Annotated in this window: 26 protein-coding genes; 12 read left to right on the top strand and 14 right to left on the bottom strand. The window is 66.3% G+C overall.

The features are described 5' to 3' along the window. Positions 1-50 precede the first annotated feature (50 nt). Positions 51-590, bottom strand: coding sequence for a protein-export chaperone SecB (gene secB / locus ACXYMR_RS04795; RefSeq protein WP_458941615.1), 540 nt, complete (start codon positions 588-590; stop codon positions 51-53). Positions 591-774: 184 nt separating this feature from the next. Between secB and ACXYMR_RS04790 the strand changes: the two genes are divergently transcribed. The 3 genes from ACXYMR_RS04790 (at position 775) to ACXYMR_RS04780 (ending at position 3,264) form a co-directional block, all read left to right on the top strand. Next, positions 775-1,404, top strand: coding sequence for a Tim44/TimA family putative adaptor protein (locus ACXYMR_RS04790; protein ID WP_458941614.1), 630 nt, complete (start codon positions 775-777; stop codon positions 1,402-1,404). A gap of 67 nt (positions 1,405-1,471) precedes the next feature. Further along, entirely contained in the window at positions 1,472-2,692 is a 1,221-nt protein-coding gene (gene mltA / locus ACXYMR_RS04785) for a murein transglycosylase A (protein ID WP_458941613.1), read from the top strand. Next, entirely contained in the window at positions 2,692-3,264 is a 573-nt protein-coding gene (locus ACXYMR_RS04780; RefSeq protein ID WP_458941612.1) for a Smr/MutS family protein, read from the top strand. Before mltA ends, ACXYMR_RS04780 begins: the two co-directional genes overlap by 1 nt. Positions 3,265-3,734: 470 nt before the next feature. Here ACXYMR_RS04780 and hslU read toward each other — a convergent pair whose 3' ends face one another. After that, positions 3,735-5,042, bottom strand: a complete 1,308-nt coding sequence (gene hslU / locus ACXYMR_RS04775; protein WP_458941610.1) for an ATP-dependent protease ATPase subunit HslU — start codon at positions 5,040-5,042, stop codon at positions 3,735-3,737. 121 nt (positions 5,043-5,163) lie between these two features. Here hslU and ACXYMR_RS04770 point away from each other — a divergent pair, with 121 nt between their 5' ends. Continuing rightward, positions 5,164-5,676 carry a VOC family protein gene (locus tag ACXYMR_RS04770; RefSeq protein ID WP_458941925.1) on the top strand — a complete coding sequence of 171 codons (513 nt, stop codon included), beginning with the start codon at positions 5,164-5,166 and terminating at the stop codon, positions 5,674-5,676. A 266-nt stretch (positions 5,677-5,942) separates the two neighbouring features. Further along, positions 5,943-6,239: a hypothetical protein gene (locus ACXYMR_RS04765; RefSeq protein ID WP_458941609.1), complete on the top strand. Its 297-nt coding sequence runs from the start codon at positions 5,943-5,945 to the stop codon at positions 6,237-6,239. Between the two features lie 276 nt (positions 6,240-6,515). On the opposite strand, the gene ACXYMR_RS04760 is transcribed toward ACXYMR_RS04765, so the two are convergent. From ACXYMR_RS04760 to ACXYMR_RS04745, 4 genes are all read right to left on the bottom strand, one after another. Next, the gene (locus ACXYMR_RS04760) at positions 6,516-6,953 is read right to left on the bottom strand and encodes a hypothetical protein (protein WP_458941608.1); all 438 of its coding nucleotides are present in this window, start codon (positions 6,951-6,953) and stop codon (positions 6,516-6,518) included. Positions 6,954-6,977: 24 nt separating this feature from the next. Beyond that, positions 6,978-7,739 carry a tellurite resistance TerB family protein gene (locus tag ACXYMR_RS04755; RefSeq protein WP_458941607.1) on the bottom strand — a complete coding sequence of 254 codons (762 nt, stop codon included), beginning with the start codon at positions 7,737-7,739 and terminating at the stop codon, positions 6,978-6,980. Positions 7,740-7,894: 155 nt separating this feature from the next. Beyond that, positions 7,895-8,305: a hypothetical protein gene (locus ACXYMR_RS04750; protein WP_458941606.1), complete on the bottom strand. Its 411-nt coding sequence runs from the start codon at positions 8,303-8,305 to the stop codon at positions 7,895-7,897. A 99-nt stretch (positions 8,306-8,404) separates the two neighbouring features. Beyond that, positions 8,405-8,629, bottom strand: coding sequence for a type II toxin-antitoxin system Phd/YefM family antitoxin (locus tag ACXYMR_RS04745; RefSeq protein WP_458941605.1), 225 nt, complete (start codon positions 8,627-8,629; stop codon positions 8,405-8,407). 155 nt (positions 8,630-8,784) lie between these two features. Between ACXYMR_RS04745 and ACXYMR_RS04740 the strand changes: the two genes are divergently transcribed. Continuing rightward, positions 8,785-9,378: a DedA family protein gene (locus tag ACXYMR_RS04740; protein WP_458941604.1), complete on the top strand. Its 594-nt coding sequence runs from the start codon at positions 8,785-8,787 to the stop codon at positions 9,376-9,378. 193 nt (positions 9,379-9,571) lie between these two features. Here the strand turns inward: ACXYMR_RS04740 and hslV are convergent, their stop codons facing one another. From hslV to ACXYMR_RS04725, 3 genes are all read right to left on the bottom strand, one after another. After that, positions 9,572-10,138: an ATP-dependent protease subunit HslV gene (gene hslV / locus ACXYMR_RS04735; protein WP_458941603.1), complete on the bottom strand. Its 567-nt coding sequence runs from the start codon at positions 10,136-10,138 to the stop codon at positions 9,572-9,574. Between the two features lie 99 nt (positions 10,139-10,237). Beyond that, positions 10,238-12,331, bottom strand: coding sequence for a putative bifunctional diguanylate cyclase/phosphodiesterase (locus ACXYMR_RS04730; RefSeq protein ID WP_458941602.1), 2,094 nt, complete (start codon positions 12,329-12,331; stop codon positions 10,238-10,240). 169 nt (positions 12,332-12,500) lie between these two features. Further along, on the bottom strand, positions 12,501-13,508 hold the full coding sequence (locus tag ACXYMR_RS04725; RefSeq protein ID WP_458941601.1) for an adenosine kinase: 1,008 nt from the start codon (positions 13,506-13,508) through the stop codon (positions 12,501-12,503). A 109-nt stretch (positions 13,509-13,617) separates the two neighbouring features. Here ACXYMR_RS04725 and ACXYMR_RS04720 point away from each other — a divergent pair, with 109 nt between their 5' ends. Then, a complete protein-coding gene (locus ACXYMR_RS04720) occupies positions 13,618-14,505 on the top strand; it encodes an ATP-grasp domain-containing protein (RefSeq protein WP_458941600.1) in 888 nt (295 codons plus the stop codon). 51 nt (positions 14,506-14,556) lie between these two features. Next, complete coding sequence (locus ACXYMR_RS04715; protein WP_458941599.1) at positions 14,557-15,372, top strand: CHAD domain-containing protein; 816 nt, start codon at positions 14,557-14,559, stop codon at positions 15,370-15,372. A gap of 16 nt (positions 15,373-15,388) precedes the next feature. On the opposite strand, the gene nth is transcribed toward ACXYMR_RS04715, so the two are convergent. After that, positions 15,389-16,111, bottom strand: coding sequence for an endonuclease III (gene nth / locus ACXYMR_RS04710; RefSeq protein WP_458941598.1), 723 nt, complete (start codon positions 16,109-16,111; stop codon positions 15,389-15,391). A 30-nt stretch (positions 16,112-16,141) separates the two neighbouring features. Continuing rightward, positions 16,142-16,771 (bottom strand): LysE family translocator, encoded by a 630-nt coding sequence (locus tag ACXYMR_RS04705; protein ID WP_458941597.1) that lies wholly within the window; start codon positions 16,769-16,771, stop codon positions 16,142-16,144. A gap of 70 nt (positions 16,772-16,841) precedes the next feature. Between ACXYMR_RS04705 and ACXYMR_RS04700 the strand changes: the two genes are divergently transcribed. From ACXYMR_RS04700 to ACXYMR_RS04685, 4 genes are read left to right on the top strand one after another with little or no spacing between them, the layout of a single operon-like run. Further along, positions 16,842-17,405, top strand: coding sequence for a DUF2244 domain-containing protein (locus tag ACXYMR_RS04700; RefSeq protein ID WP_458941596.1), 564 nt, complete (start codon positions 16,842-16,844; stop codon positions 17,403-17,405). Between the two features lie 9 nt (positions 17,406-17,414). Continuing rightward, positions 17,415-18,263 (top strand): methylated-DNA--[protein]-cysteine S-methyltransferase, encoded by an 849-nt coding sequence (locus tag ACXYMR_RS04695; protein ID WP_458941595.1) that lies wholly within the window; start codon positions 17,415-17,417, stop codon positions 18,261-18,263. A 9-nt stretch (positions 18,264-18,272) separates the two neighbouring features. Continuing rightward, positions 18,273-18,869 carry a hypothetical protein gene (locus tag ACXYMR_RS04690; protein WP_458941594.1) on the top strand — a complete coding sequence of 199 codons (597 nt, stop codon included), beginning with the start codon at positions 18,273-18,275 and terminating at the stop codon, positions 18,867-18,869. Beyond that, a complete protein-coding gene (locus ACXYMR_RS04685) occupies positions 18,869-19,327 on the top strand; it encodes a VOC family protein (protein ID WP_458941593.1) in 459 nt (152 codons plus the stop codon). Before ACXYMR_RS04690 ends, ACXYMR_RS04685 begins: the two co-directional genes overlap by 1 nt. A 4-nt stretch (positions 19,328-19,331) precedes the next feature. Here ACXYMR_RS04685 and ACXYMR_RS04680 read toward each other — a convergent pair whose 3' ends face one another. From ACXYMR_RS04680 to ACXYMR_RS04670, 3 genes are all read right to left on the bottom strand, one after another. Continuing rightward, complete coding sequence (locus ACXYMR_RS04680; protein ID WP_458941592.1) at positions 19,332-20,006, bottom strand: helix-turn-helix transcriptional regulator; 675 nt, start codon at positions 20,004-20,006, stop codon at positions 19,332-19,334. 92 nt (positions 20,007-20,098) lie between these two features. Further along, complete coding sequence (gene dapB, locus ACXYMR_RS04675; RefSeq protein ID WP_458941591.1) at positions 20,099-20,929, bottom strand: 4-hydroxy-tetrahydrodipicolinate reductase; 831 nt, start codon at positions 20,927-20,929, stop codon at positions 20,099-20,101. Next, positions 20,929-22,056, bottom strand: a complete 1,128-nt coding sequence (locus tag ACXYMR_RS04670; protein WP_458941590.1) for a hypothetical protein — start codon at positions 22,054-22,056, stop codon at positions 20,929-20,931. The genes dapB and ACXYMR_RS04670 overlap by 1 nt, the downstream gene beginning before the upstream one ends. Positions 22,057-22,090: the final 34 nt, after the last annotated feature.

Genomic DNA, 22,090 nt, shown 5'->3' with positions numbered 1-22,090 from the left:
ACCCGGCTGCCGCAACAGCCAGGTTTCTCGCATTTATCCGATGGCGACGACTAGTTGGCAGCCGAGGGAGCGCCATTGCCATTGCCTTCGCTGCCCGGCACCGCGGCGGCGCGCTTGGCCAGCTGGGCCCGGTACAGGCCGGCGAAGTCGACCGGGTCGAGCATGAGCGGCGGGAAGTTCCCGTCCCGCGTGGTGTCGGCCAGGATGCGGCGGGCGAACGGGAAGATCAGGCGCGGGCACTCGATCAGCAGGAAGGGCTCGCGCTCCGCGTCGGAAATGTTGGACAGCTGGAACAGGCCGGCAAAGGCCAGCTCGGTGATGAACACCACGCTCTTCTGGTCGCCTTCGCCGCGGCTCGCCTGGGCGTTGATCGAGATCACCACCTCGTACATGTCCTCACCCGCAGTGCGGGCCTGGACGTCGATGCCGAGATCGATGGCCGGCGAAGGCTGGCCCGGGCGCAGGCTGTCCGGCGCGCCCGGATTTTCGAACGACAGATCCTTGACGTACTGGGCAAGGACGCGCAGTCCCGGCTGCTGGGCAGCCTCGGCGTCGGGCGTGTTTTCTGGCGTGGACGGTGCGTCGGTCATGGAATTCCCCGGATGGGTGTGAGCTGGATACCCGGCCGCTGGCGGCCGAAAGACAAGGCGCGCCCGTTAGCACGCAGGGGCGGGCGCGGCAAGCTGGCACGTCCACAGCGCAAAGGCTGACGCGCGGCCGAATTGCGCCTATATCTACCCCACGGATCCTGTTTTCTCTGGCGCTCACGACCCCATGATCGAATTGCTCTCAACCCTGATCTTCGGCGGCATCGCGGTTTTCTTCGCGATCCGGCTCTACACCGTGCTCGGACGCCGCGAGGGCCATATGGAAGCCCCGGCCTCCCAGGATGTCGAGAACAAGCGCGTCGCCCGCGACAATGCCGCGACGACCCTGCGACCGGCCTTTGAAGGTCCCGCTGCCGCCGGCCTTGAATCCATCGCCGCTGCCGATCGCGGCTTTGACCCGGACGTCTTCCTCGGCGGTGCCCGGTCGGCCTACACAATGATCGTCACCGCTTTTGCCAAGGGCGACCGCGACACGCTGCAGCCCCTGCTCTCCGACACCGTCTACACGCGCTATGTCAACGCCATCAATGCGCGCGAGACCAAGGGACACACGGTGACCACCGAGATCGAGCGCATTCGTTCCGCCGAGATCACCGAGGCCAGCCTCGACAATGACCTGGCCCGCATCAAGGTGCGCTTCGACGCCGAGATTGCCACCGAGACGCGCGACGCCGAGAAACAGCATGTCAGCGGCGATCTCGGCCAGCTTTCCACCGTGCGCGAGGACTGGGTGTTCGAGCGTCGTCTGTCCTCCAATGATCCCAATTGGGTATTGGCCCGTGTTGCCGCAGCCTGACGCTGCAGCGCCCCTTGGCCATCGAGGCCCGCCCACACGCCTGATCGCGCTGTGCGCAGGCCTGTGCGTGGCCCTGGTGGCCTGCCAGGACCGCAGCGTCATCGACCCGGAGCCCGAGCCCGAACCGGAGCCGCTCGAAACCCCCGCCCCGCCAAGCGCGCTCGACTTCGCACCCACCAGTTTTGACGCCCTGACCGGCTGGTCGCGTGCCGACCTGGCCCCGGCCCTGGCCGCCTTCCGGCGCAGCTGCGAACGCCTGTCCGACCGGGATGCCGATACTCCCCTCAATCCACGGGCGCCCTGGTCCGGCACCATCGCCGAGTGGCAGACCTCCTGTACCGCCGCCCTGTCGAGCCCGCCTGCCGAGGCCCGCGCCGTGTTCGAGGCGCACTTCTCGCCGGTCATCGCCCTGTCCGTCGTGCCGGAAACCGGTGAGCGCCGGGACAGCGGCCTGTTGACCGGCTATTACGAGCCCTATGTCGAGGTCCGGCGCCAGCGCGAAGGCGAATTCACCCAGCCCCTGCGCTATCGACCGGACGATCTGGTCACCGTCGATCTGGGCCTTTTCGACCCCGAGCTGGCCGGCCACCGCATCGTCGGCGAGGTCCGCGACGGCCGTCTCGTGCACTACAAGACGCGAGATGAGATCGAGACCGCCGACGCCGGCGAGATCTTCGCCTGGGGCCGGCCCATCGATGTCTTCTTCCTGCAGATCCAGGGCTCCGGCCGGCTCGTCTACCCCGATGGCAGCCAGGAACGCGCCGCCTTCGCCGCCCATAACGGCCAGCCCTACCGCTCGATCGGCCGCGAACTGATCGAGCGCGGCGAACTGGCCGCCCACGCCGCCTCCAAGGGCGGCATCGAGGCCTGGCTGGTCGAGAATGGTCCCGAGGCCACGGCCGAGCTGTTCGCCGTCAATCCGCGCTACGTCTTCTTCGCCCGCGAAACCCTCGACGATCCACAGCTGGGTCCACGCGGGTCCTCCGGCGTCGCCCTGACCCCGATGGCCTCGATCGCCGTCGACCCGGCCCATCACGCCCACGCCCTGCCGGTCTGGCTCGTGGCCGATCTGCCCGACGCGCCGGCATGGCGTGGTCTGGTCATCGCCCAGGACGCCGGTGGCGCCATTACCGGGCCGCTGCGCGGCGATTTCTTCTGGGGCTGGGGCGAGGACGCGGAACGCCGCGCCGGCACCACCCGCGCCGATGCACGCTGGACCCTGCTGCTGCCCCACACGGTCGTGGCGCGCCTGTTCGCCGAGCCGGTCGCGGCCGACAGCGACTTGTAATGGCCCGCAAGCGCCACATCAGTCCCGAGGAGAAAGCCCTCTGGCGCAAGGTCGCGCGCTCGGTCAAACCGATCTCCGAGGACCGGCTGAGGACGCTGGAGGACGATTTCGAGGCGCCGCCCTTGCCCCCAGCCCAGACCAAGTCGGAACTCAAGGGCACGCCGGCCATGCCGAAACCGGCTCCGGCGGCGCCTCCCGCTCCACCCCGCCCGGCCGATCGCAGCGGCGAGAAGCGCGTCCGCCGCGGCCGCCTCGAGATCGAGGCCCGCATCGACCTGCACGGGCTGACGCGCGCCCAGGCGCACGCCTCCCTGACCCATTTCCTGGCCATGGCCTGGGGTGCCGGCTACCGCACCGTGCTGGTGATCACCGGCAAGGGGCTGAAACCTCGCGAACGCCAGCCCGAGCCGTGGGAACACGCCGACGAACCCGGCGTCCTGCGCCGCGAATTGCCGCTCTGGCTCGGCGCCCCCGAATTCGCCCGCTACGTCTCCGGCTACGCCCCGGCGCACCAGCGCCATGGCGGCGGCGGCGCGTACTACGTAACGCTGCGGGCGCGGGCGGTGGAGTAGTCTGGCCTGCCTGAAAACCCCAAGCTCCGTTTCCCCCGCCTTCATGGCGGGGCCTCGGATCGGAAGTTGCAGGCGAGGCGGCGGGCGCAGTAAAACCTGGCGGAATTCCAGGCCCCGCCATGAAGGCGAGGAAACATTGAACGTGGAAAAGGCGGCGCCCCTAGCGCCCCACCAACCCATTCATCTCTTGCCGAGAGTCCGCCTCAGAGGGTGAAAGCTGTCAAGGGTTTCAACCGCCTAGCGGCCCTTCGGGCCCTTGACAGCTTTCACCCTCTGAGGCCCGCTGGCTGACAAGAGATCAATGGCTCTTTCCGCGCTGGGCGCGATTTCACAACCCTCCCCTGCGAAGCGGGGGAGGTGACGACCCCGGCCTTGTGCCGGGGGATGGGGGAGGGAGTGAGTCACGGCCCCACACGCCCCCCTCTCAGGCGGGCTGGCGCCGCCAGCTCCCCCGCACACGGGGGAGCGCATCACAAAATAAACTTCGACAGATCCGCGTTCTTGGCCAGCTCGCCGACATGCTCGGCGACATAGGCCTCGTCGATCACCACGGTCTCCCCGGACCGGTCGGAGGCCGTGAACGACACCTCCTCGACCAGCCTCTCCATGACGGTCTGCAGCCGCCGGGCGCCGATATTCTCCACCGTGGCATTGACCTCGGCGGCCAGCTTGGCCAGCGCGTCAATGGCGCCGTCGGTGAATTCCAGGGTCACGCCCTCGGTCTTCATCAGCTCGGTGTACTGGCGCACCAGATTGGCTTCCGGCTCGGTCAGGATGCGCTTCATGTCGGCTTCCGTCAGGGCGTTCAGCTCGACCCGGATGGGCAGGCGGCCCTGCAATTCCGGTAGCAGGTCGGACGGCTTGGCGACGTGGAAGGCGCCCGACGCGATGAACAGGATGTGGTCGGTCTTGATGGCCCCGTGCTTGGTGGTCACCGTGGTGCCCTCGATCAGCGGCAGCAGGTCGCGCTGCACGCCCTCGCGCGAGACGTCGGCACCACGCGCGTCGGCCCGGGCGGAAATCTTGTCGATCTCGTCGAGGAAGACGATGCCGTCATTCTCCGCCAGCCTGATCGCCTCGGCGGTGATTGCCGCATCGTCCAGCAGCTTGTCGGCCTCTTCCTCGATCAGCGGCTCATAGGCGTCCTTGACCTTCATGCGCACCGTCTTGGTCTTGTTGCCGAAGCCCTTGCCGAGGATCTCGCCGAGATTGATCACGCCGGCGCCGCCGCCCGGCATGCCGGGAATGTCCAGCATCGACATGGCGCCGCCGGTGTCCTGCAGCTGCACCTCGACATCCTTGTCGTCCAGCTCGCCGGCCCGCAGGCGCTTGCGGAAACTGTCGCGCGTCGCCGGCGAGGCGCCGGAACCGACCAGCGCCTCGAGCACCCGGTCCTCGGCAGCGGCGTGGGCCCGCGCCTTCACCTCCTCGCGCTTCTTCTCGCGCACGATGTTGATGGCGACTTCCACCAGGTCGCGCGCGATCTGGTCGACATCGCGGCCGACATAGCCGACCTCGGTGAACTTGGTCGCCTCGATCTTGATGAAAGGCGCCCCGGCCAGCCGCGCGAGGCGACGCGAAATCTCTGTCTTGCCGACCCCGGTCGGGCCGATCATCAGGATGTTCTTCGGAGTCACTTCCTCGGCCAGCGCCTCGTCGAGCTGACGCCGCCGCCAGCGATTGCGCAAGGCGATCGCCACCGCCTTCTTGGCGTCGGACTGGCCGACAATGTAGCGGTCGAGCTCGGACACAATCTCGCGCGGGGAAAAATCGGTCATCAGGTCTGGGTCTCCGGGCTTGTCAGGGGCGACGTTGGGGGTTGATGTAGGCAGGCGCACCCGACGGCGCCAGCCATTTCCTGCATTCCGCCCCCCACGGGAGACGTCCCCCATGCCCAAGCTGTCCACCGATACCGCCGACGAAGCCCCGCGCGCCGCCAACCAGAACCAGCCCCGCACCGCCCAGGCCAAGGGCCCCGGCGAGGCCACGGCCCGTCCGCGCCCGCGTTTCCACCTCGCCTTTCCGGTTGATGATCTCGCCGCGGCGCGTCACTTCTACGGCACCATCCTGGGCTGTCCGGAAGGCCGCTCCAGTGACCACTGGATCGATTTCAACCTGATGGACCACCAGATCGTCGCCCACCTCGCCCCCGACGAATGTAGTGTGGTGCCCACCGGCGCCGTCGACGGCAAGGCCGTCCCGGTGCGCCATTTCGGCCTGCTCCTGCCCTGGGGTGAGTGGGAAGCCCTCGCCGACCGCCTGCGCGCCGCCGCCCAGACCTTCCTCATCGAACCCTATGTCCGCTTCAAGGGCGAACCCGGCGAACAGGGCACGTTCTTCATCCAGGATCCGGCGGGCAATGCCCTGGAATTCAAGACGTTTCGCGATGAGCGGCAGATATTTGCGAAGTAGGTGGGTAGTACCACATTTAGTATTACGGCTTGATGCACTCGCAATAAGTTGTGGACGACATGTAGACGGGAGCGACCGAATCGGCTGCAATATTCGGTTGACGGCGCAATGAAAAGCCGCCGGGAGCTTCAGACCCTCCCGACGGCTTGAATTTGCGCTCCTGCACTCCCCTAGAGGCCGATTGCAGGTAGACACGATTCACACCGCTGGCGTGCCAGCATTCGGGATTCTAGTCAAGATCGGCCTCGCCTCATAGGAGGCCTTGAATGGTCGATCATATTAAAGACGCCATTGCGCGTCGCATCCGCATCCATGTTCACTACGGCGCGGGTTATCGTCTCATCGAACCCCATGCGCTGGGGATCTCCACCACAGGAAATTGGCTCTTACGAGCCTATCAGGTGAGCGGTGCCAGCGCGTCTGGTGAAGCAGAAGGGTGGAAGCTCTTACGCTTTGACCGCTTCGGACCGTTTTCGACTGAACCAGAAGAACCTTTCAGCCCTCGGCCTGGCTACCGCCGTGACGACCCCGTTATGAAGGGCGGCATCGTGGCTCAGATCTAGCAATCTTGGTCCGTGGCCCACGGTCGGCGGTTTCAATGCCGCCGACCGTACATTTGCGGGTATAGGTGCCCTTAGCGCCCGCATTTCGCCATTCATGTCTTGCCGAGATGCCGCCTCGGAGGGTCAGCGCTGTCAAGGCGCATGCCCGCTTCGCGGCGCCGGAGGCGGCCTTGACAGCGCTGACCCTCCGAGGCCTGCTGGCTTGCAAGACAATAATGGCTTCTCTCGCGCTGGGGCGCGAAGTTTTACGAGCCGGCCCAGGCGCCGAGCCGCCCCCTACTCCGTGATATCCACGTCCGGCACCGCCCGCCGTTCCAGCACCGCGTTCGAGAAGGCCTGCGTCCGCCCGGGACAGGGGTCCTCGACATGCGTGAAGTGCAGCAGGCCATCCCCGTCCAGCGCTACTGCGTACACCCCGTCATTCGCCACCGCACAGGCGGCGTCCTCGGCGCCGACCGGCGGCGACAGGTCGCGCACGGTGAGACGGTCGCCGTCGAGTGACCAGGTCAGGATGGCCATGGTGACATTGTCCGAGGCGGCAGCGAGATAGCCGTCCGGCTTGAAAGTCGCGGTCCAGCCCTCGCCCCAATTCCACGCCCCGGCCAGTTCTATCGCCGGATCGACCTCTGGCGCATCGCCGTGATGGTCGGCCGTGGCCGCTCCCGCCAACCCGGTCGCCAGCGCACCCGCCAGCACAAGTCCGATCAGTCTCATTTCACCCTCCCCGAAAGCGCCGGATCACACCCGCCCGGCCGACAGCTCGCCGTAAAAGCCCTCATAGATCCGCTTCTCGTCGGCGGTCAGCTGTCCGTCGGCATAGACCAGCTCATGGGCGGCCTGGAGGAAGCGCTTGATCTCGTCGTCCGGCTGGCGTTTGAGCGTCGCCAGCGCGTCCTGCATCTGGTCGACAGCCGGGCGCAGGCGGGTATAGCCGCGGCGCAGGCGTTCGCGCTCGGCGTCGTTGAGATCCGGGCTCAGGCTCTCGCAATGCCGTTGCAGCACGTCCAGTTCGCGCGGGTGCAGGTAGCCGTCCGAGCGCGACAGGCCGGCCAGCAGTACGGCATGGGGCTGGGCGCGCTCCCGCGCCGCGCTTAACCGCTCCAGGTCGAGCCCGCGCAGTGTGTCGCCTGTTGCCCTGTGGAGGCCGAGATTCTCGGCCAGGAAGTCAGTGGCCTCGTGTGCCTCGCCGTTGAAATCGATGCAGCAATCGAGCGTGTCGACGCGAAACATCCGGCTGCCGCGACGGTGGTGGCAGTAGGCCTTGAGCACCGGGGTGCCGTCGCCGTCAAAGCAGATCGCCTCGGCGGACACGGTCCGGCAGGCCTTCTCGCCATTGACCGCCGTGTATTCGATCATGAAGGCCTGACCCTCGCAGACGATGGGGTCGCGACAGCCGGCTTCCGGCTGGGCTGTCTCCCCGTCGGGCACACGCGCCGGTCGCGGTTCCGGCGAACGTTCGCCGCCGGGCCGCCAGCGTTCGATGAAAACCTGCCAGTCCATCGCCTCTCCAATCTGGGTGCCGAACCGGGCGGGGGCTCCGCCCGGCCGCGGCAGGCTAGCGCAGCACCCCGCCAGGGGGAAACAGAATCCGGTTGCCACCGCCGCGCCCATTCCGGCCCGCCAGGGACTTCAGGGAGTGTCAGGGGCGAACTGCCTCAGTCCGGAACATCCATCTCGGGCATGTCGCGCCAGGTCAGGGTGTGGCCGCCGAAGGCTGCGGCCCGCCCGCTGCAGGGGTCGTCCTCCACAGTCAGGGTCACCGTGCCGTCGCCCCATTCAACCGAGTAGATGCCGTCATTCTCCAACGCGCAGTCGAAATCCGGCACACCCGGGGGCGGCGACAGGTCGCGGATGGTCAGCCGGTCGCCGTCCAGCGACCAGGTCAGCACGTTCATGGCGACATTGTCGGCAGCGCCGATCAGATGCCCGTCTTCCTTGAAAGTGGCAGTCCAGCCATTGTCCCAATCCCAGGCCCCGACCAGGGAATGGCCGCCATGGTGATCCGCCAGCGCGGCGCCCCCGGCAAGCACAAGACCGCACACTACAGACACACAAACCGTCTTCATGGTTTCCTCCACCCGTATCGGCAACGCGGTACCGCTGCCCGGAGGATCTTACCAAATCGGCGTCTTTCAGGCGAATCCCGTCGCCTTGCCACCAGAGCGTTAGCCTTGCACACCATCCTCCAGCAGGCGCGCCAGCGCCTCCTCTGCCGCATCGGCGCGCGCCGCGGCGCCGCGCTGGGCGATCAGGAGATCGAACACCTTGGCCGAGATCAGCACCGTATGCGGCCGGCCATTCTTGTGCACATGCACCGGCTGGCTCTGGGCCTCGTCCTGGTAGCGGCCGACATTCTGGCTGAATTCGGTGGCGGTGACGGTGACGGCCATGCGCTCACTCCGGGCTGCGGATAATGGGGAAAATCCATAAAGCAGGCCGGCTGGCTCCGGCAAGTCTCCCACGCCGGCCTGTTCCGGCGCGGCTGGCGGCGAAACCCTTGCTCGACCCATGCGTTAGCCCTGCAACAGCGGAACGGGACACAGCCATGGACACCTGGATCACCGAATTCCTCGAGCAGGGCGGCTATCCGGCCATCGCTCTCCTGATGTTCCTCGAGAACGTGTTCCCGCCGATCCCCTCGGAACTGGTCATGCCGCTCGCCGGATATGCGGCCCAGCGCGGCGAACTTTCCCTGGTCGGGGTGACCTTGGCCGGCTCGCTCGGATCACTCGCCGGCGCCGTGTTCTGGTATGTTCTGGCGATCTGGTTCGGCCTGCCACGCCTCAAGCGCCTGGCGGCCCGGCATGGCCGCTGGCTGACCCTGCATCCGGACGACATCGACCGCGCCGATGCCTGGTTCGACCGCCATGGTGGCCGCGCCGTGCTGCTGGGACGCCTGGTCCCCGCCGTGCGCACGCTGATCTCGGTCCCCGCCGGGGTCACCGGCATGCCGTGGTGGCGGTTTCTGGCTTTCACCACGATCGGTACCGTCGCCTTCACCGCGCTCCTGGCCTGGGCCGGGTACTCGCTGGGGGAGGAGCATGAGGTGGTCGGCCAGTGGATCGGCCCGGTCTCCAACACGGTCCTGCTGGTCATGCTCGGGGTTTATCTCTGGCGACTGCTCCGCTGGCGCCCCTGATCCACCGGACTCCTGCTGACTTTGGCCAGGTTTCCCCCTGGTTCACACCTCAATGCCCGGTTTCTCTGCCCGTTTGCTCTGCGGACTCGGCGAAAAAACGCACAAATGCCCATGAAAAGACCCCCGCAGTGCCGCGTTTCCGCATCCTGCGAGGGCCCGACAGGCCGTTCAGCGCCTTCTAATCCGGCAATAATCAGCCTTCGCCAAGGGTCTCAATCGTCAGATTCTCATTGGTGTAGACGCAGATCCTTGCCGCGATCGCCATCGCCTTGCGGGCAATCACTTCCGGATCAGCCTCGTATTCGTACAGCGCCCGCGCCGCGGACAGGGCGAAATTGCCGCCCGAACCGACCGCCACGACCCCGTCTTCCGGCTCCAGCACGTCACCGGCACCGGTGAGAAGGTAGGTGGAGTCGCTGTCGCCGACGATCAGCATCGCTTCCAGGCGCCGCAGGTAGCGGTCGGTGCGCCAGTCCTTGGCCAGTTCCACGCAGGCGCGCGCCAGCTGGCCCGGGTACTGTTCCAGCTTGCCTTCCAGGCGTTCGAACAGGGCGAACGCGTCCGCTGTCGCTCCGGCAAAGCCGGCGACCACCGCGCCGTCGGCCAGGCGCCGCACCTTGCGCGCATTGCCCTTCATGATTGTCGGCCCGATCGACACCTGCCCGTCACCCGCCACCACCAGTCGTCCGCCCTTGCGCACGGCAATGATCGTCGTGCCCCGCCACTGACTGGCATCGGCATAGTCCTGGGAAGTGCTCATGAGGGGGTCTCCGCATCGTGACTGACCCTGCATGTGGCCAGAAACCGACGCGTATTCAAGCGGGGCAGGTGCGCCCCGGCGCAGGCCGGGGCGTCAATCCTACTCGTTTACCGCCCGTCCCGCATAGGACTGGGTGGCGAACTCCACGAATTCATCCGCCGGCACCGGCTTGGAGAACAGATAGCCCTGGGCCAGGGTCGCGCCCTGCCCGCGCAGGATCGACAGTTGTTCCTGCGTCTCCACACCCTCGGCCACGGTTTCCAGCTTGAGCGCCTTGGCCATGGCCAGGATGGTCTCGACCACGATGCGGGCGTGCTCGTCCGTGGTCATGTCGCGCACGAAGCTCTGGTCGATCTTGAACACGTCGAACGGCATGCGCGTCAGGTAGGACAGCGAGGAATGGCCGGTACCGAAGTCATCAATGGCGAAGTTGACGCCGCGGTCGCGCAGCGGCTGGACCTGTTCGATGACCCTTTCCGGGTTCTCCATGGCGATGGATTCGGTCAGTTCCAGCTCCAGCAGGTGCGGCGGAAGGTGCGCCTCGTCGAGCGCGGCCAGCACGCTGTCGGAGAAACCGTCTCGCTCGAACTGCATGGCTGAGACATTCACCGCCACCGGCACTTCCAGGCCCTTGGCCCGCCATGCCGCGGCTTCCTTGCACGCCGCACGCAGCACCCAGTCACCGATCTCGCCGATCAGGCCGCATTCCTCGGCCGCCTCGATAAAGGCACCCGGTGCCAGCAGGCCGGCGGTCGGGTGGTTCCAGCGCACCAGCGCCTCGGCTCCGGCGCATGCCCCGCCCTTCATCAGCACCTTGGGCTGGTAGTAGACGACCAGCTGGTCCTGCTGCACGGCGTCACGCAGCTCGTTCTCGAGTACCAGGCGCTCGAACGCCGACTGGTTCATGCTCGGTTCGAAGAATTGCGTCGCACAGCCGCCAGAGCGCTTGGCATGGGCCATCGCCAGGTCGGCGTGTCGCATCAGGGTTTCCGGGTCGGCGCCGTCCTGCGGGAACACGGCAACACCCACCGACACGCCCAGGAACACCTGGTGGCCGGAGATCTCGAAGGGCAGGCGGATCGAATCCACCAGCTTGCTGGCAATGCGCGCCGCTTCCGCACCATCGGTGACGTAGGGCAGCAGCACCGTGAACTCGTCTCCGCCGAGGCGCGCCACCATGGACGGGTCATCGGCCCGGCCCGCTGCCATGTCACAGCCACGCGTGACTTCAGACAGGCGTCGTCCGACCATTTCCAGCAACCGGTCACCCTCGCCAATGCCGAGGCTGTCATTGACCCGCTTGAAGCGGTCCAGATCGAGGAAGAGCACTGCGCCCGACGTGCCATCTTCCAGCGCCTTGCGGGCCACGCGCTCGGTTTCCTTGCGGAAACGCTCGCGGTTTGGCAGCTCGGTCACCAGATCGACATAGGCCAGCCGGTGAATACGCTTCAGATTGCCGTCCAGGCGCGCGAACATGCGGTTGAACGCATTGGCCAGCACTTCCAGCTCGTCGCCGGTCTTGACCTGGATGCGCATGTCCAGATTCTTCGAGGAGGCCAGGCGAGCCGCATCGGTCAGGGTCTGCACCGGGCTCAGGGCCCGGCCCACGATGAGAGCCGCCAGAGGCAGGAAAATCCCCAGCGCGAACAGTGCAATCAGGATCTGGCGCTGGATCGCCGCATTGCGCGAAGCGGCCAGTTCGACCAGCTCCTGCCGGGCAAAGACCACGCCGACCAGGCGCCGCTCCTCGGTATAGATCGGCGCCGCCACTTCCAGCATGTCGCCTTCCAGGCTGTAGCGCAGATCGCCGGCGCCGAGCGACAGAACGGCCGCATCGGCCGCGCGCAGGTGCTCTTCGTCGCGGGCCTCGCGCGAAGCCTCACCAAGCACTTCACGCCGGTTGTTCAGCACATAGAGATGCTCGGCGCTCTCGCGCACCAGAACTTCTTCCAGGTACTGGTCGACATAATTGGTGTCATTGCCGGAGACCGCGGTCGCCAGTCGGTTGGCGGTCGCTTGAAGCTTGGAAACCGTGCGTTCCACCAGGAGGTTGCGTGTCTCCCGCTGGGCCGACACGCTCTCCAGAGTCATCAACATCAGGGTCGTTGCAAAAATCAGCGCACCGGTGAGAAGCGTGAACTTCATCACCAGAGAGCGCATGACCCGCGAGACCGCTTTGCGGATGGGTGCCATCTTTACCCCTGTTCACGACCGGCGTACCGGGCGTGATTTCGCCACCAGACAAGGGCTGAGAGAAGGACACTCAGCCCGAACTAGAGGACAGATTGGGGCCAACCACTTGAATTGTAGTTAAAATGGCGAAGTTTTTTCATTAACGTATTCAGACGCCTCGAAATGCCCTTTAGTCAAAGGAGATATCGGCTGCTTCTGCGAGGGCTTTGAGCGGCTGGTCCGGCCGGGCGCCGTAGTGCGAGATGATTTCCGCCGCACAGACCGCACCCATTTTGCCCGCTTCCGCCAGCGGCCGCTCCTGGGCCAGGCCAAGCAGGAAGCCGGCGGCAAACAGGTCGCCGGCACCGGTGGTGTCGACCAGGTGGGCAACCGGCGCCGCAGCCACGGTCACGGTTTCGTCGCCGCGCACGATCACGGCTCCTTTTTCAGACCGCGTCACCGCGGCAATGCCGACATCGGCCCGCACCATTTCCAGGGCCGCATCGAAATCGTCCTGGTCGTACAGCGCCTTGAGCTCGGCCTCATTGGCCAGGAGAATGTCGATATGGTTGGCCACGAGGTGCCGGAAGGCTGCCTTGTGACGCTCGACACAGAACACGTCAGACAGGGTCAGCGCCGTCTTGCGGTCCGATGCAGCAGCGATCTCTGCAGCTGCCACATAGGCCCGTTTGGCCTCTTCACGATCGAACAGATAGCCTTCCAGATAGATGATCTTGGAGGCCTTCAGCTCGTCCTTGCCGGCCTCGACATCTTCCTCGGTGACCAGGGCCGCCGCACCCAGAAAAGTCGACATCGAGCGCGCCGCATCCGGGGTAACATTGATCAGGCAGCGCGCCGTGGCGGGTCCGTCGGTCAGCGGTGGCGTGTCGAAATGCACGCCGATATTGCGGATGTCGTGGGTGAAAATTTCACCCAGCTGGTCCTGAGACACCTTGCCGATGTATGCGGCCTTGCCGCCCAGCGAGGCGATGCCCGCGACCGTGTTGGCCGCAGAGCCGCCGGAAGCCTCCTTGCCTGGTGCCATGCGTTCGTACAGCTCGCGCGCCCGATCTTCGTCGATCAGGGTCATGGCGTCGCGGGCAATGCCTTCGGCAGCGAGGAACTCGTCGCTCGCCGGCGACAGGACATCAACAATCGCATTGCCGACGGCAAGCACATCAAAACGGGCTTCGGACATGGATCAGCTCGGCTCTTCGGGAGGTGGGACAAGAGAGGCTCTGCCTAACCGCCGGGCGCGTCGATAACAAGGCCTTGCCGACACGACAGCACTGGCTTACCCCCGCCGCATGACCCGTATCGCTTTTCTGACAGCGGCATGCATGCTGCGTGACCATCCAGAAGCCCGCAAGGACTTCTGGGAGTACGAGCTTGAAATTGCTGAGCTTGAGCCGGCGTGCCGCGCACTCGGCCTGAGCCTTGAAACGCGGATCTGGGACGACCCGTCCTTCGATGCGGCCGAGTACGACGCCGTGATGATCGGCACCTGCTGGGACTACATGGAAAAGCCCGATGCCTTCCTCGCCGCCCTGGCACGCTGTTCCGAGCGGTCGCGCCTCTTCAATCCGCTCGACGTGGTGCGCTGGAATGCCGACAAGCGCTATCTGCGTGACCTTGCTGACAGGGGCGCACCTTCAATACCGACGGTCTGGGCCGACAGGGCCACGCCGCAAGCGCTGTCAGACGCGTTTGCCGTGCTGGATAGCGATGATGTCGTGGTCAAGCCAATGGTCGGGGCCAGTGCCTGGCGCCAGGCCCGGGTACGGCACGGCCACCCGCTGCCGGACGCGGCCCAACTCCCGCCCGCAGCGTGCCTCATCCAACCTTTCCTGCCGGCCGTGTCGGATGAGGGCGAATACGCGTTCATCTTCTTCAACCGCCGCTTTTCCCATTGCGCCCTCAAGCGTCCGGCCGCCGGTGACTACCGCGTCCAGTCCGAGTATGGCGGCGCCGAAAGCATTCACGAGCCAAGCCAGAGCGAGCTGGCCTTGGCCCAGTCGGTGCTCGAGACCATCGAGGGCGACCTTCTGTACGCCCGTATCGACATGCTGCGCGGTCTGGACGGTCGCCTCGCCCTGATCGAGGCCGAGCTGATCGAGCCCTACCTGTATCCTGAGCAGGGTCCGGACATGGGTGAGATCTTCGCGCGGGCACTGGAGAGCCTCCTGACCGACTAGCGTGGCTGCGGCAGCTATCGCCGACGCGGTCGGTCACCTAAGCTGAAGCGCATGACAGAGAAGCTGCGACCGGATGAGACGCTCGCCGACCTCCCGCGCATCATCGGGGCTGAGATCGACCATGCCCTGGGGGCACTCGATCGTGTGCCCCAATCACCGATCACGGCGCTTCGGGATGCCCGCAGCAACACCCTGAAGGCGCGCGCCATGGTCCGCCTTCTCGCCCTTGCCCAGCCCGCCCGGGCCCGCGCCTTCAACATGGAGGCCCGGATCGCCAGTCACACGCTCGGCAAGATCTGCGATCTCGACCGCCTGCGTGGAATGGCACGCACGCAGCTCATGGCGTGTGACCAGTCTTGCGCCACAGCCGGCCTCGAAGACGAATTGGCGAGACTGCGGCGCGACGCAAAAGCGGCTGATCGTGCCAGCGCAGCCAGCCGCGCCCGCAGAGCCCTTCACGCGATGCGCGGCGAGCTCGATGACTGGCCGGGGCTGGCCCGGGCGGATGAGATGATGCAGTCCAGCCTGGTCGAGCGCCGCGCCCGAATTGGCCGGCACCTCCAGTCCTGTCGCGCCGATCCGCATCCGGCCGCCCTCGACGCCCTGCGCAAGCGGGTCAAGGACTGGCAATACCAGTGCGTCGCCCTCAAGCACCTCTGGCCCGACAACCTGCCGCGCCGCAAGCGCAAGGCCAGGCGCCTGGCCAAGCTGCTGACCCGCTACCGGGACATGAATCGTTTGCAGCGTCGCCTCGAGGCGGGCGCCGTTGAGGCCTCGGCTGGTGCCGAATTGTGGGATGGAAAGCTGGACGAGCTGAGGCGGCAATCGCTTGCCCTCGCCGAGCGCACCTTTGGCGATCCGACGTAGGAGTTGTCAGCCGGAATTATTTCGACGGGACACTCTTCGGTGCCGGCGTCTTGTCCTTGAAGCGGCACAGATCGGCCACGGGACAATGCCAGCACTCCGGCTTGCGCGCCTTGCAGACATAACGCCCGTGCAGGATCAGCCAGTGGTGGGCGCCGCGCCGGTAGTCGTCAGGGACGATCTTCTCCAGCCGCAACTCGACATCGAGCGGGGTCTTGCCCGGGGCCAGCCCGGTGCGATTGGAGACCCTGAAAATATGAGTGTCGACGGCGATGGTCGGGATGCCGAAAGCCTCGTTCAGCACCACATTGGCGGTCTTGCGGCCGACGCCCGGCAGGCTTTCCAGATCCTCGCGACTGTCCGGAACTTCGCCCCCGAACCGCTCCACCAGCTGGCGCGACATCTCGACCGCATTCTTCGCCTTGTTGCGGAACAGGCCGATCGTCTTGATGCGTTCGCGCACATGGTCCTCGCCCAAAGCCAGCATCTTTTCCGGCGTGTCGGCCTCCTCGAACAGCTTTCGCGTTGCCTTGTTGACCCCGACATCGGTGGCTTGAGCCGACAGGGCGACGGCCACGAGGAGCGTGAACGGATTGGTGTAATCCAGCTCGGTCTTGGGCTCCGGTCGGTCCTGGGCCAGCCGGGCAAAAAGCTCGTGCGCCTGTTCCCGGTTGAGCCCGCGTGGCGCCCGCCTGGCGGGTTTGCGGGAGGCCGACTTCTTGGTCTGAGCGGTCTTGGTCATGCGGCTTGATACCCTGCGCAGGCCGGACGGTCATCCCTGTGGCAAGCGTCCGGTTGTGAAGAACAGCCAGACCGCGATCAGCACCAGGAGCAGGGACAGGACCCGGCGCGCCCGCCGGCGCCGGTGAGGGTCGCCAACCCAGGCGCTCGCGGTACCGGCGAGGGTGACGATGCTCAGGTGAATTGCCGTGGCGATGGCCACAGAAATCACCGTCAGCAGGGCGGCCTGGCTCGCCAGCGGGCCGGGCCCGGTCATGAAGTCGGGCAGCACGGCGACATAGAAAACCCCGGCCTTGGGGTTCAGGGCATTGATCACGAAGCCGTGCCGGAAGTGACGAATGCTGCCCTGGCCCAGACGGGCGGGCGAGTTCTCACCTTCGTCCTGCCAGCCTTGCCAGGCGAGCCAGAGCAGGAACAAGGTCCCTGCCCAGCGCAAAGCCTGGAAGGCGAAGTCGGAGCGGCTGATCAATGCCGAGAGGCCGAGCGCCGCCACACCGCCGATGAAAAGCAGGCCCAAGGCGACGCCGAAGGTCGCCGCAAGGCCGGCCCGGCGCCCTTCGGACGCACTGAGCACCGCCAGCCAGGCCATGTTGGGGCCGGGCGTGAGTTCCAGCACCAGAACGGCGAGGGCAAAACTGGCGAGGATTGACAGATCGGGCATGAACTGGACCTAGCGAGGCTGCGCGCTTTCGTCACGTGCCTTGTGTTCCGCGTGCCCTATTATTGATCGCATGACAGCTGTTCTGGAAACCTGGCCGGCGGAAACACGGGCCGCGACGCGCCATCATGGCACGGTGTTTCTCGACGCCGAGCTGCGGCCCAACAGGTCGCTGGCCAACCCGGCTTTCCTCGTGCTCATGGGCGTGATTTGTGCCATCTCCTTTACCGCCGGTCTGCTGTTCATCACCATTGGTGCCTGGCCGGTCATGCCATTTTTCGGACTGGACGCCGTTCTGGTCTGGCTGGCGTTCCGGCTGTCCTATCGCGACGGCCGGGCCCGGGAGTGGGTGCGTGTCGATGCGCGCGACATCGAGGTGGTGCGCCAGCATGCCACCGGTCACCGGCGGCGCTATCGGCTGCCGACCGCCTGGGTCCGTCTCAACCTGGTCGATCCGGACCAGCATCACCGCCAGGTCGCATTGACATCCGGCGGGCGGACGCTGGTGCTGGCAAGTTTCCTGAGCCCGCCGGAGCGGACCGAGTTCGCTGATGCGCTGGGGCAGGCCATTGCTGCAGCCAAGCGGGACCGTTCGGTACCGCAAGAACCGGGTGGAGCTGTCTCGCGCGGCGGCTAGACTGCCCCCATGACCGCTCAGATCTACGACCTCGATGCCTCAAGCCGCGATTACACCCGGATCGCTTCGGCGCTGGCCTATCTCGGCGACAATTGGCGCGCCCATCCCGATCTCGACGCCGCCGCCAGGGCGGCCGGCCTGTCGCCGCACCACTTCCAGCGAGTTTTCACCCGCTGGGTCGGCATCAGTCCGAAGAAATATGTCGGGGCGCTGGCCCATGGTGCCGCCCGCGAGGCGCTCGACGATGGCGCCAGCGTGCTGGATGCCACTTTCGAGGCCGGATTGTCCGGTCCGGGCCGCTTGCATGACCTGTTCATCGCGCATGAAGCGGTCACACCCGGCGACAGCAAGCGCCGGGGCGCCGGTCTTGGTTTCGTCTGGGGCGGAGCGCCCACACCCTTCGGCGATGCCGTTCTGCTGATCGCGCCGCGCGGCCTGTCCGCCTTGGCCTTCGCCGATCCTGACATCGAAGCCGGCTTCAGCGACCTGCAGCAACGCTATCCGGCGGCGTCCTTCCAGCGCGATGACGCCGAGGCCCGGCGCTGGGCCGAGCGCATCTTCACGCCGCGCGACCACGACCCGATCCCGCTCGCCCTTTACGGTACACCCTGGCAGCGCCAGGTCTGGCGCGCCCTTCTGGCCATCCCGCCGGGCGCGACCTCGACCTACAAGGCCGTGGCCGAGCAGGTCTGCACCGCCAAGGCCTCGCGCGCGGTCGGGGCCGCCGTCGGCGCCAATCCGGTGTCGTGGCTTATCCCCTGTCACCGCGTTCTGGCATCCAATGGCAAGCTGACCGGTTATCACTGGGGTGTCGAGCGCAAGCGCGCCATGCTCGCCTACGAGGCGGCGAGAGGTTAAAAGACCCGCATGATCGGTTCTTTTCTCGTCGCCCTGATAGTCACCGTCCTGATTGCCGCTGCCTTCGCCCTGCGCTGGTGGCTGGCCCGGCGCCGGCTGCGCGCCGATGCGCGGGCTGAGTACGAGGAGCGCTGCCAGTCCAAGCCAGGGACCGTTCGCGGCGTTGACCGCGCGGCCTTCGAGACGCTTTACATCGGCGCCTACGAGCCGCGCTGGGCGCTGTATGTCGCCTTCGCCCTGCTCGCCGCCATCGCGGTGACACCGGTCGCGGCCATCATCCTGGTGCTGTTGTGGCCGCTGCTCATTCTGCCCCTGGATGGAGGGCCCTGGTACGAGCCGGGCTATTATCCCTGGATGTTCTACATGTTCTTCGGTTTTTGCGCGATCTGGGCGGTCACTGGCGCCATCGTTGCGCGTATTCATCACGCCCGCTCGCCCGAACCCTTCAATCCGGCCCTGGCCCGGGCGCGCGGCGAGCCGCTCGATAATGTTGTGATCCCGCGCAAGCGTCCGGAATGGGCCAAAAAGGCGCGACCGGAATGGGCCAAGAAAGCCCGCCCCGACCCCAAGCCCGGCACCCCCGAACAGGAAGGCGAAACAAACTGATGCGTTATCTGCACACAATGGTCCGCGTGGCCGACCTGGAGGCCAGTCGCCGTTTCTACTGCGACGGGCTGGGGCTAGCGGAGATCCGCAAGGTCGATGTGGAGGCCGGACGCTTCACGCTGGTCTTCCTGGCCACGCCGGAGGATGTCGCCGCGGCCGGCTATGCGGGGGGCGACATCCCGGACGGTCTGCCCTGCCTCGAGCTGACCTGGAACTGGGACCCGGAAGACTATCAGGGCGGCCGCAATTTCGGCCATCTCGCCTACCGCGTCGAGGATATCTACGCGACCTGCCAGCGCCTTGCCGATATGGGCTATACCATCCACCGCCCGCCGCGCGACGGCCACATGGCCTTCGTCAAATCCCCCGACGGCATCTCCGTGGAACTGCTCCAGAGCGCGCCCCGCAAGGCCCCGCAGGAGCCGTGGGCGAGCATGGAAAATACCGGCAGCTGGTAGCGGGCTAGCCGGCCCGGCGCATGTCGTCGAGCCGCTTGCCCACCTCGTCCTCGAAGCTCTCCGCCAGCACGGTCAGGCGTTCGATGCGGTCCGTGCGGAAGTGGCGAAAGTCTTCGCGCAGCTCGCACCAGGCCGAAAGCAACCAGACCCGTCCGAAACAGGTCAGGGAGAGTGGGCGGATGACCCGTTCCGTGTTCTCGCCGGCGACAGACTGGTAGCGCACCCGCAGCTTGCGCTTCGAGGAAATGGCGTTGCGCACCGGGCCGAAGGCTTCGGGTCGCACCGTGTCGTCGAGGAAGTCGGCAAACAGCGGCACACTGCGCAAACGCTGGCGATGGCTGTCCGGCAGGGAATGCTCGATCTTGGCGAGGGCTTCCGCTGCGGCCGAGGCCAAATTGCGGTCCCCCGTCGCCTTCACCAGGCGCGCACCGAGGGCCAGGGCATCCAGTTGCTCGTAGGAGAATGTCAGGGGAGGCAGGTCAAAACCCGGCCGCAGGACATAACCGACCCCGGCCTCACCGTCGATCGGCGCCCCGGAATTGATCAGGTGCGCGATATCGCGATAGATCGTGCGCTCGGACACCTCGAACTTCTCGCCCATTTCATGGGCCGTCACGGCGCCGGGCGCGGCTTCGCGAAGGGCCTGGACGATCCGGATCAGGCGTTCGGCACGTCTCACTGACAACTCCTGAAGAACAGCGTCTGACAAAAAGTGTCAGGGTTTGGGACGACTGGCAAGCGCGCGCCATTGTTCCACGTGCAACACCCGGCTCAATGGCTCTCGACGACGTCATGCATTGAGTAGAGTCCAGCCTGGCGCCCCTCGCCGCCATTGACCATCCAGCGCGCCGCCGCGAGGGCCCCGGTGGCAAACACCGAGCGCTCGAAGGCGCGGTGGGCAATGGTGATTTCCTCGACTTCGGACAGGAAGCGCACGGCGTGCTCCCCGATCACTCCGCCGCCCCGGGTCACGGAAAAACCGACCGTCCCGCTGTCCCGCGCTCCCGTTTCGCCATGGCGCGACCAGGTCGCCACGTTATCGAGATCGCTGCCGCGGGCTTGCGCGATGGTTCGTCCGAGCATGAGAGCCGTGCCGGAGGGCGCATCGCGCTTCCGACGATGGTGGGTCTCCTCGATCTCGGCATCCCATTGCTCTGCCGGGAGCCGAGCGGCCTGGCGAACCAGGGCTTCCATCATTGCCACGCCGAGCGAGAAGTTTCCGGTTTTCAGGATGGCCACGCTGTCGGCCCGGGTCCTGAGACGGGTTTCCTGCCCTTCATCATGTCCTGTCACGCCACTGACAAGGGGGAGGGAGCGGCTTGAATTCGCGATATAATCAGCCAGTTGCACGCTGACCTCGGGCTGACTCGCATCGATCACCACGTCCGCCCCGTGCAGAGCGGTGGCGAGATCGCTGGTGGCCTCGAGCGCGCCCTGCGACCCGCCCAGGTGTGCGATCACGTCCCGGCCTTCATGCTCCGACCCGGGCCGCACCAGGGCTCCGCATAGTTCCAGGTCATGCGCCTCGAGAATCGCAGCGCCGATCGCCCGGCCCAGTCGACCGGTGGCGCCAGCCAGGGCAATCTTGATGATGGCGGCCATCAGGCGCCTCCTGCGATGAAATGGTCGGCGAGTTTCTCGAACAGGTATGAGCCCAGGATCGGTATCAGTGGCAGCAGGACATAGACCGACATCCGGGTCGTGAGCCCTGCGGACACAGGCCATTCCGGTCGCTGGCCGACCCAGATTTCGTAATCGGTCAGTCCCGCCAGGGCGGAGGCTGCCGAGCGGTCGCCGGCGAGGGCGGCCTCCCGCGCTTTCCGCATCTCCTCGTGCACTCGCTCCAGTTCCTGTTTCTTGGCGGCCTGGATCCGGACATGGACCGGATGAAGCGTGTTCCACAGGATCACGAGGCCGCCCAGGATGGAGGCGAGAACCGCGGGGATGGAAACCCAGATCTGGTCGGCGGCGAACAGCGAGGGGTTTCCGGGGTCGATGAGGAAAAGCAGGAGGATGGCCGCCATGATCAGCCATGACCGGACCGCTCTCAGCCCGAGGCGTCCGAACACCGCCAGATCGTCCAGCCGGAACAGGTCAACTTCAAGGTGGTCGCGGATCAGCGCCTTGATCTCCCGGCTCTCCCGCGCCACCTCGACACCGGCACGGAAACCGGTGCCATAAAGGGGCGGAGAGACGACCAGGAACCACAGGCCGATCGACTGCATGTAGGTCCAGGGCGCGACCTGCATTGAGACCATGAGGAACAGGTTGAAGGCCAGTCCGGCCAGGGCCCCGGCCAGGAACACGCCCCGATAGGCCGAGCGCCAGCTCATCGGGGCGCCTGCCACCATGCCTGAAATGGCAGGCCCGGCAGAGGGGCTGAGGGCCCGTGCGAGAGCTTCGGACTCCTCCTGCCAGAGGCGGCGACCGGCCTCGGTAAAGGCGATGCCCGCGGTCAGGATGAGACTGAGGACAAAGCCGATCCATGCCACTTGGGGAATGACCCGCTGGCCAGCCTCCTCGACGACCATGGGCGGCCGACCGGTCAGTTCCGCCACCAGCACGTAGAAGCCGTAGGTAAGGACCAGAAGCCCCACCGTGGTCAGCCAGAAACTCAGCGGTGACCGGTCATACAGGTGGAATTCGAACGGCTGGAACCGGTCTGCCGGGCGGGCAGGCCGGGTCACGCCCTCAGGGTGCGGGACAGGTGCGGCGGCGGAAGTGTCCATGGCCGCAAACCTAATCCGTTCCGGCCGCGCTTGT

Source organism: Maricaulis sp. CAU 1757, assembly GCF_054482675.1.
Note: the sequence above shows the minus strand (reverse complement) of the source record. Positions and strands in the feature narration are given on the sequence as shown.

Coding starts and splice junctions, on each gene's coding strand:
- ACXYMR_RS04670 (WP_458941590.1), bottom strand. CDS start 22,056: ATGGACACTTCCGCCGCCGCACCTGTCCCGCACCCTGAGGGCGTGACC.
- ACXYMR_RS04755 (WP_458941607.1), bottom strand. CDS start 7,739: ATGGACTGGCAGGTTTTCATCGAACGCTGGCGGCCCGGCGGCGAACGT.
- ACXYMR_RS04725 (WP_458941601.1), bottom strand. CDS start 13,508: ATGTCCGAAGCCCGTTTTGATGTGCTTGCCGTCGGCAATGCGATTGTT.
- ACXYMR_RS04695 (WP_458941595.1), top strand. CDS start 17,415: ATGACCGCTCAGATCTACGACCTCGATGCCTCAAGCCGCGATTACACC.
- ACXYMR_RS04790 (WP_458941614.1), top strand. CDS start 775: ATGATCGAATTGCTCTCAACCCTGATCTTCGGCGGCATCGCGGTTTTC.
- ACXYMR_RS04745 (WP_458941605.1), bottom strand. CDS start 8,629: ATGGCCGTCACCGTCACCGCCACCGAATTCAGCCAGAATGTCGGCCGC.
- ACXYMR_RS04760 (WP_458941608.1), bottom strand. CDS start 6,953: ATGAGACTGATCGGACTTGTGCTGGCGGGTGCGCTGGCGACCGGGTTG.
- ACXYMR_RS04765 (WP_458941609.1), top strand. CDS start 5,943: ATGGTCGATCATATTAAAGACGCCATTGCGCGTCGCATCCGCATCCAT.
- ACXYMR_RS04730 (WP_458941602.1), bottom strand. CDS start 12,331: ATGGCACCCATCCGCAAAGCGGTCTCGCGGGTCATGCGCTCTCTGGTG.
- ACXYMR_RS04690 (WP_458941594.1), top strand. CDS start 18,273: ATGATCGGTTCTTTTCTCGTCGCCCTGATAGTCACCGTCCTGATTGCC.
- ACXYMR_RS04715 (WP_458941599.1), top strand. CDS start 14,557: ATGACAGAGAAGCTGCGACCGGATGAGACGCTCGCCGACCTCCCGCGC.
- nth (WP_458941598.1), bottom strand. CDS start 16,111: ATGACCAAGACCGCTCAGACCAAGAAGTCGGCCTCCCGCAAACCCGCC.
- ACXYMR_RS04705 (WP_458941597.1), bottom strand. CDS start 16,771: ATGCCCGATCTGTCAATCCTCGCCAGTTTTGCCCTCGCCGTTCTGGTG.
- ACXYMR_RS04740 (WP_458941604.1), top strand. CDS start 8,785: ATGGACACCTGGATCACCGAATTCCTCGAGCAGGGCGGCTATCCGGCC.
- secB (WP_458941615.1), bottom strand. CDS start 590: ATGACCGACGCACCGTCCACGCCAGAAAACACGCCCGACGCCGAGGCT.
- ACXYMR_RS04780 (WP_458941612.1), top strand. CDS start 2,692: ATGGCCCGCAAGCGCCACATCAGTCCCGAGGAGAAAGCCCTCTGGCGC.
- dapB (WP_458941591.1), bottom strand. CDS start 20,929: ATGGCCGCCATCATCAAGATTGCCCTGGCTGGCGCCACCGGTCGACTG.
- ACXYMR_RS04685 (WP_458941593.1), top strand. CDS start 18,869: ATGCGTTATCTGCACACAATGGTCCGCGTGGCCGACCTGGAGGCCAGT.
- hslU (WP_458941610.1), bottom strand. CDS start 5,042: ATGACCGATTTTTCCCCGCGCGAGATTGTGTCCGAGCTCGACCGCTAC.
- ACXYMR_RS04700 (WP_458941596.1), top strand. CDS start 16,842: ATGACAGCTGTTCTGGAAACCTGGCCGGCGGAAACACGGGCCGCGACG.
- hslV (WP_458941603.1), bottom strand. CDS start 10,138: ATGAGCACTTCCCAGGACTATGCCGATGCCAGTCAGTGGCGGGGCACG.
- ACXYMR_RS04720 (WP_458941600.1), top strand. CDS start 13,618: ATGACCCGTATCGCTTTTCTGACAGCGGCATGCATGCTGCGTGACCAT.
- ACXYMR_RS04750 (WP_458941606.1), bottom strand. CDS start 8,305: ATGAAGACGGTTTGTGTGTCTGTAGTGTGCGGTCTTGTGCTTGCCGGG.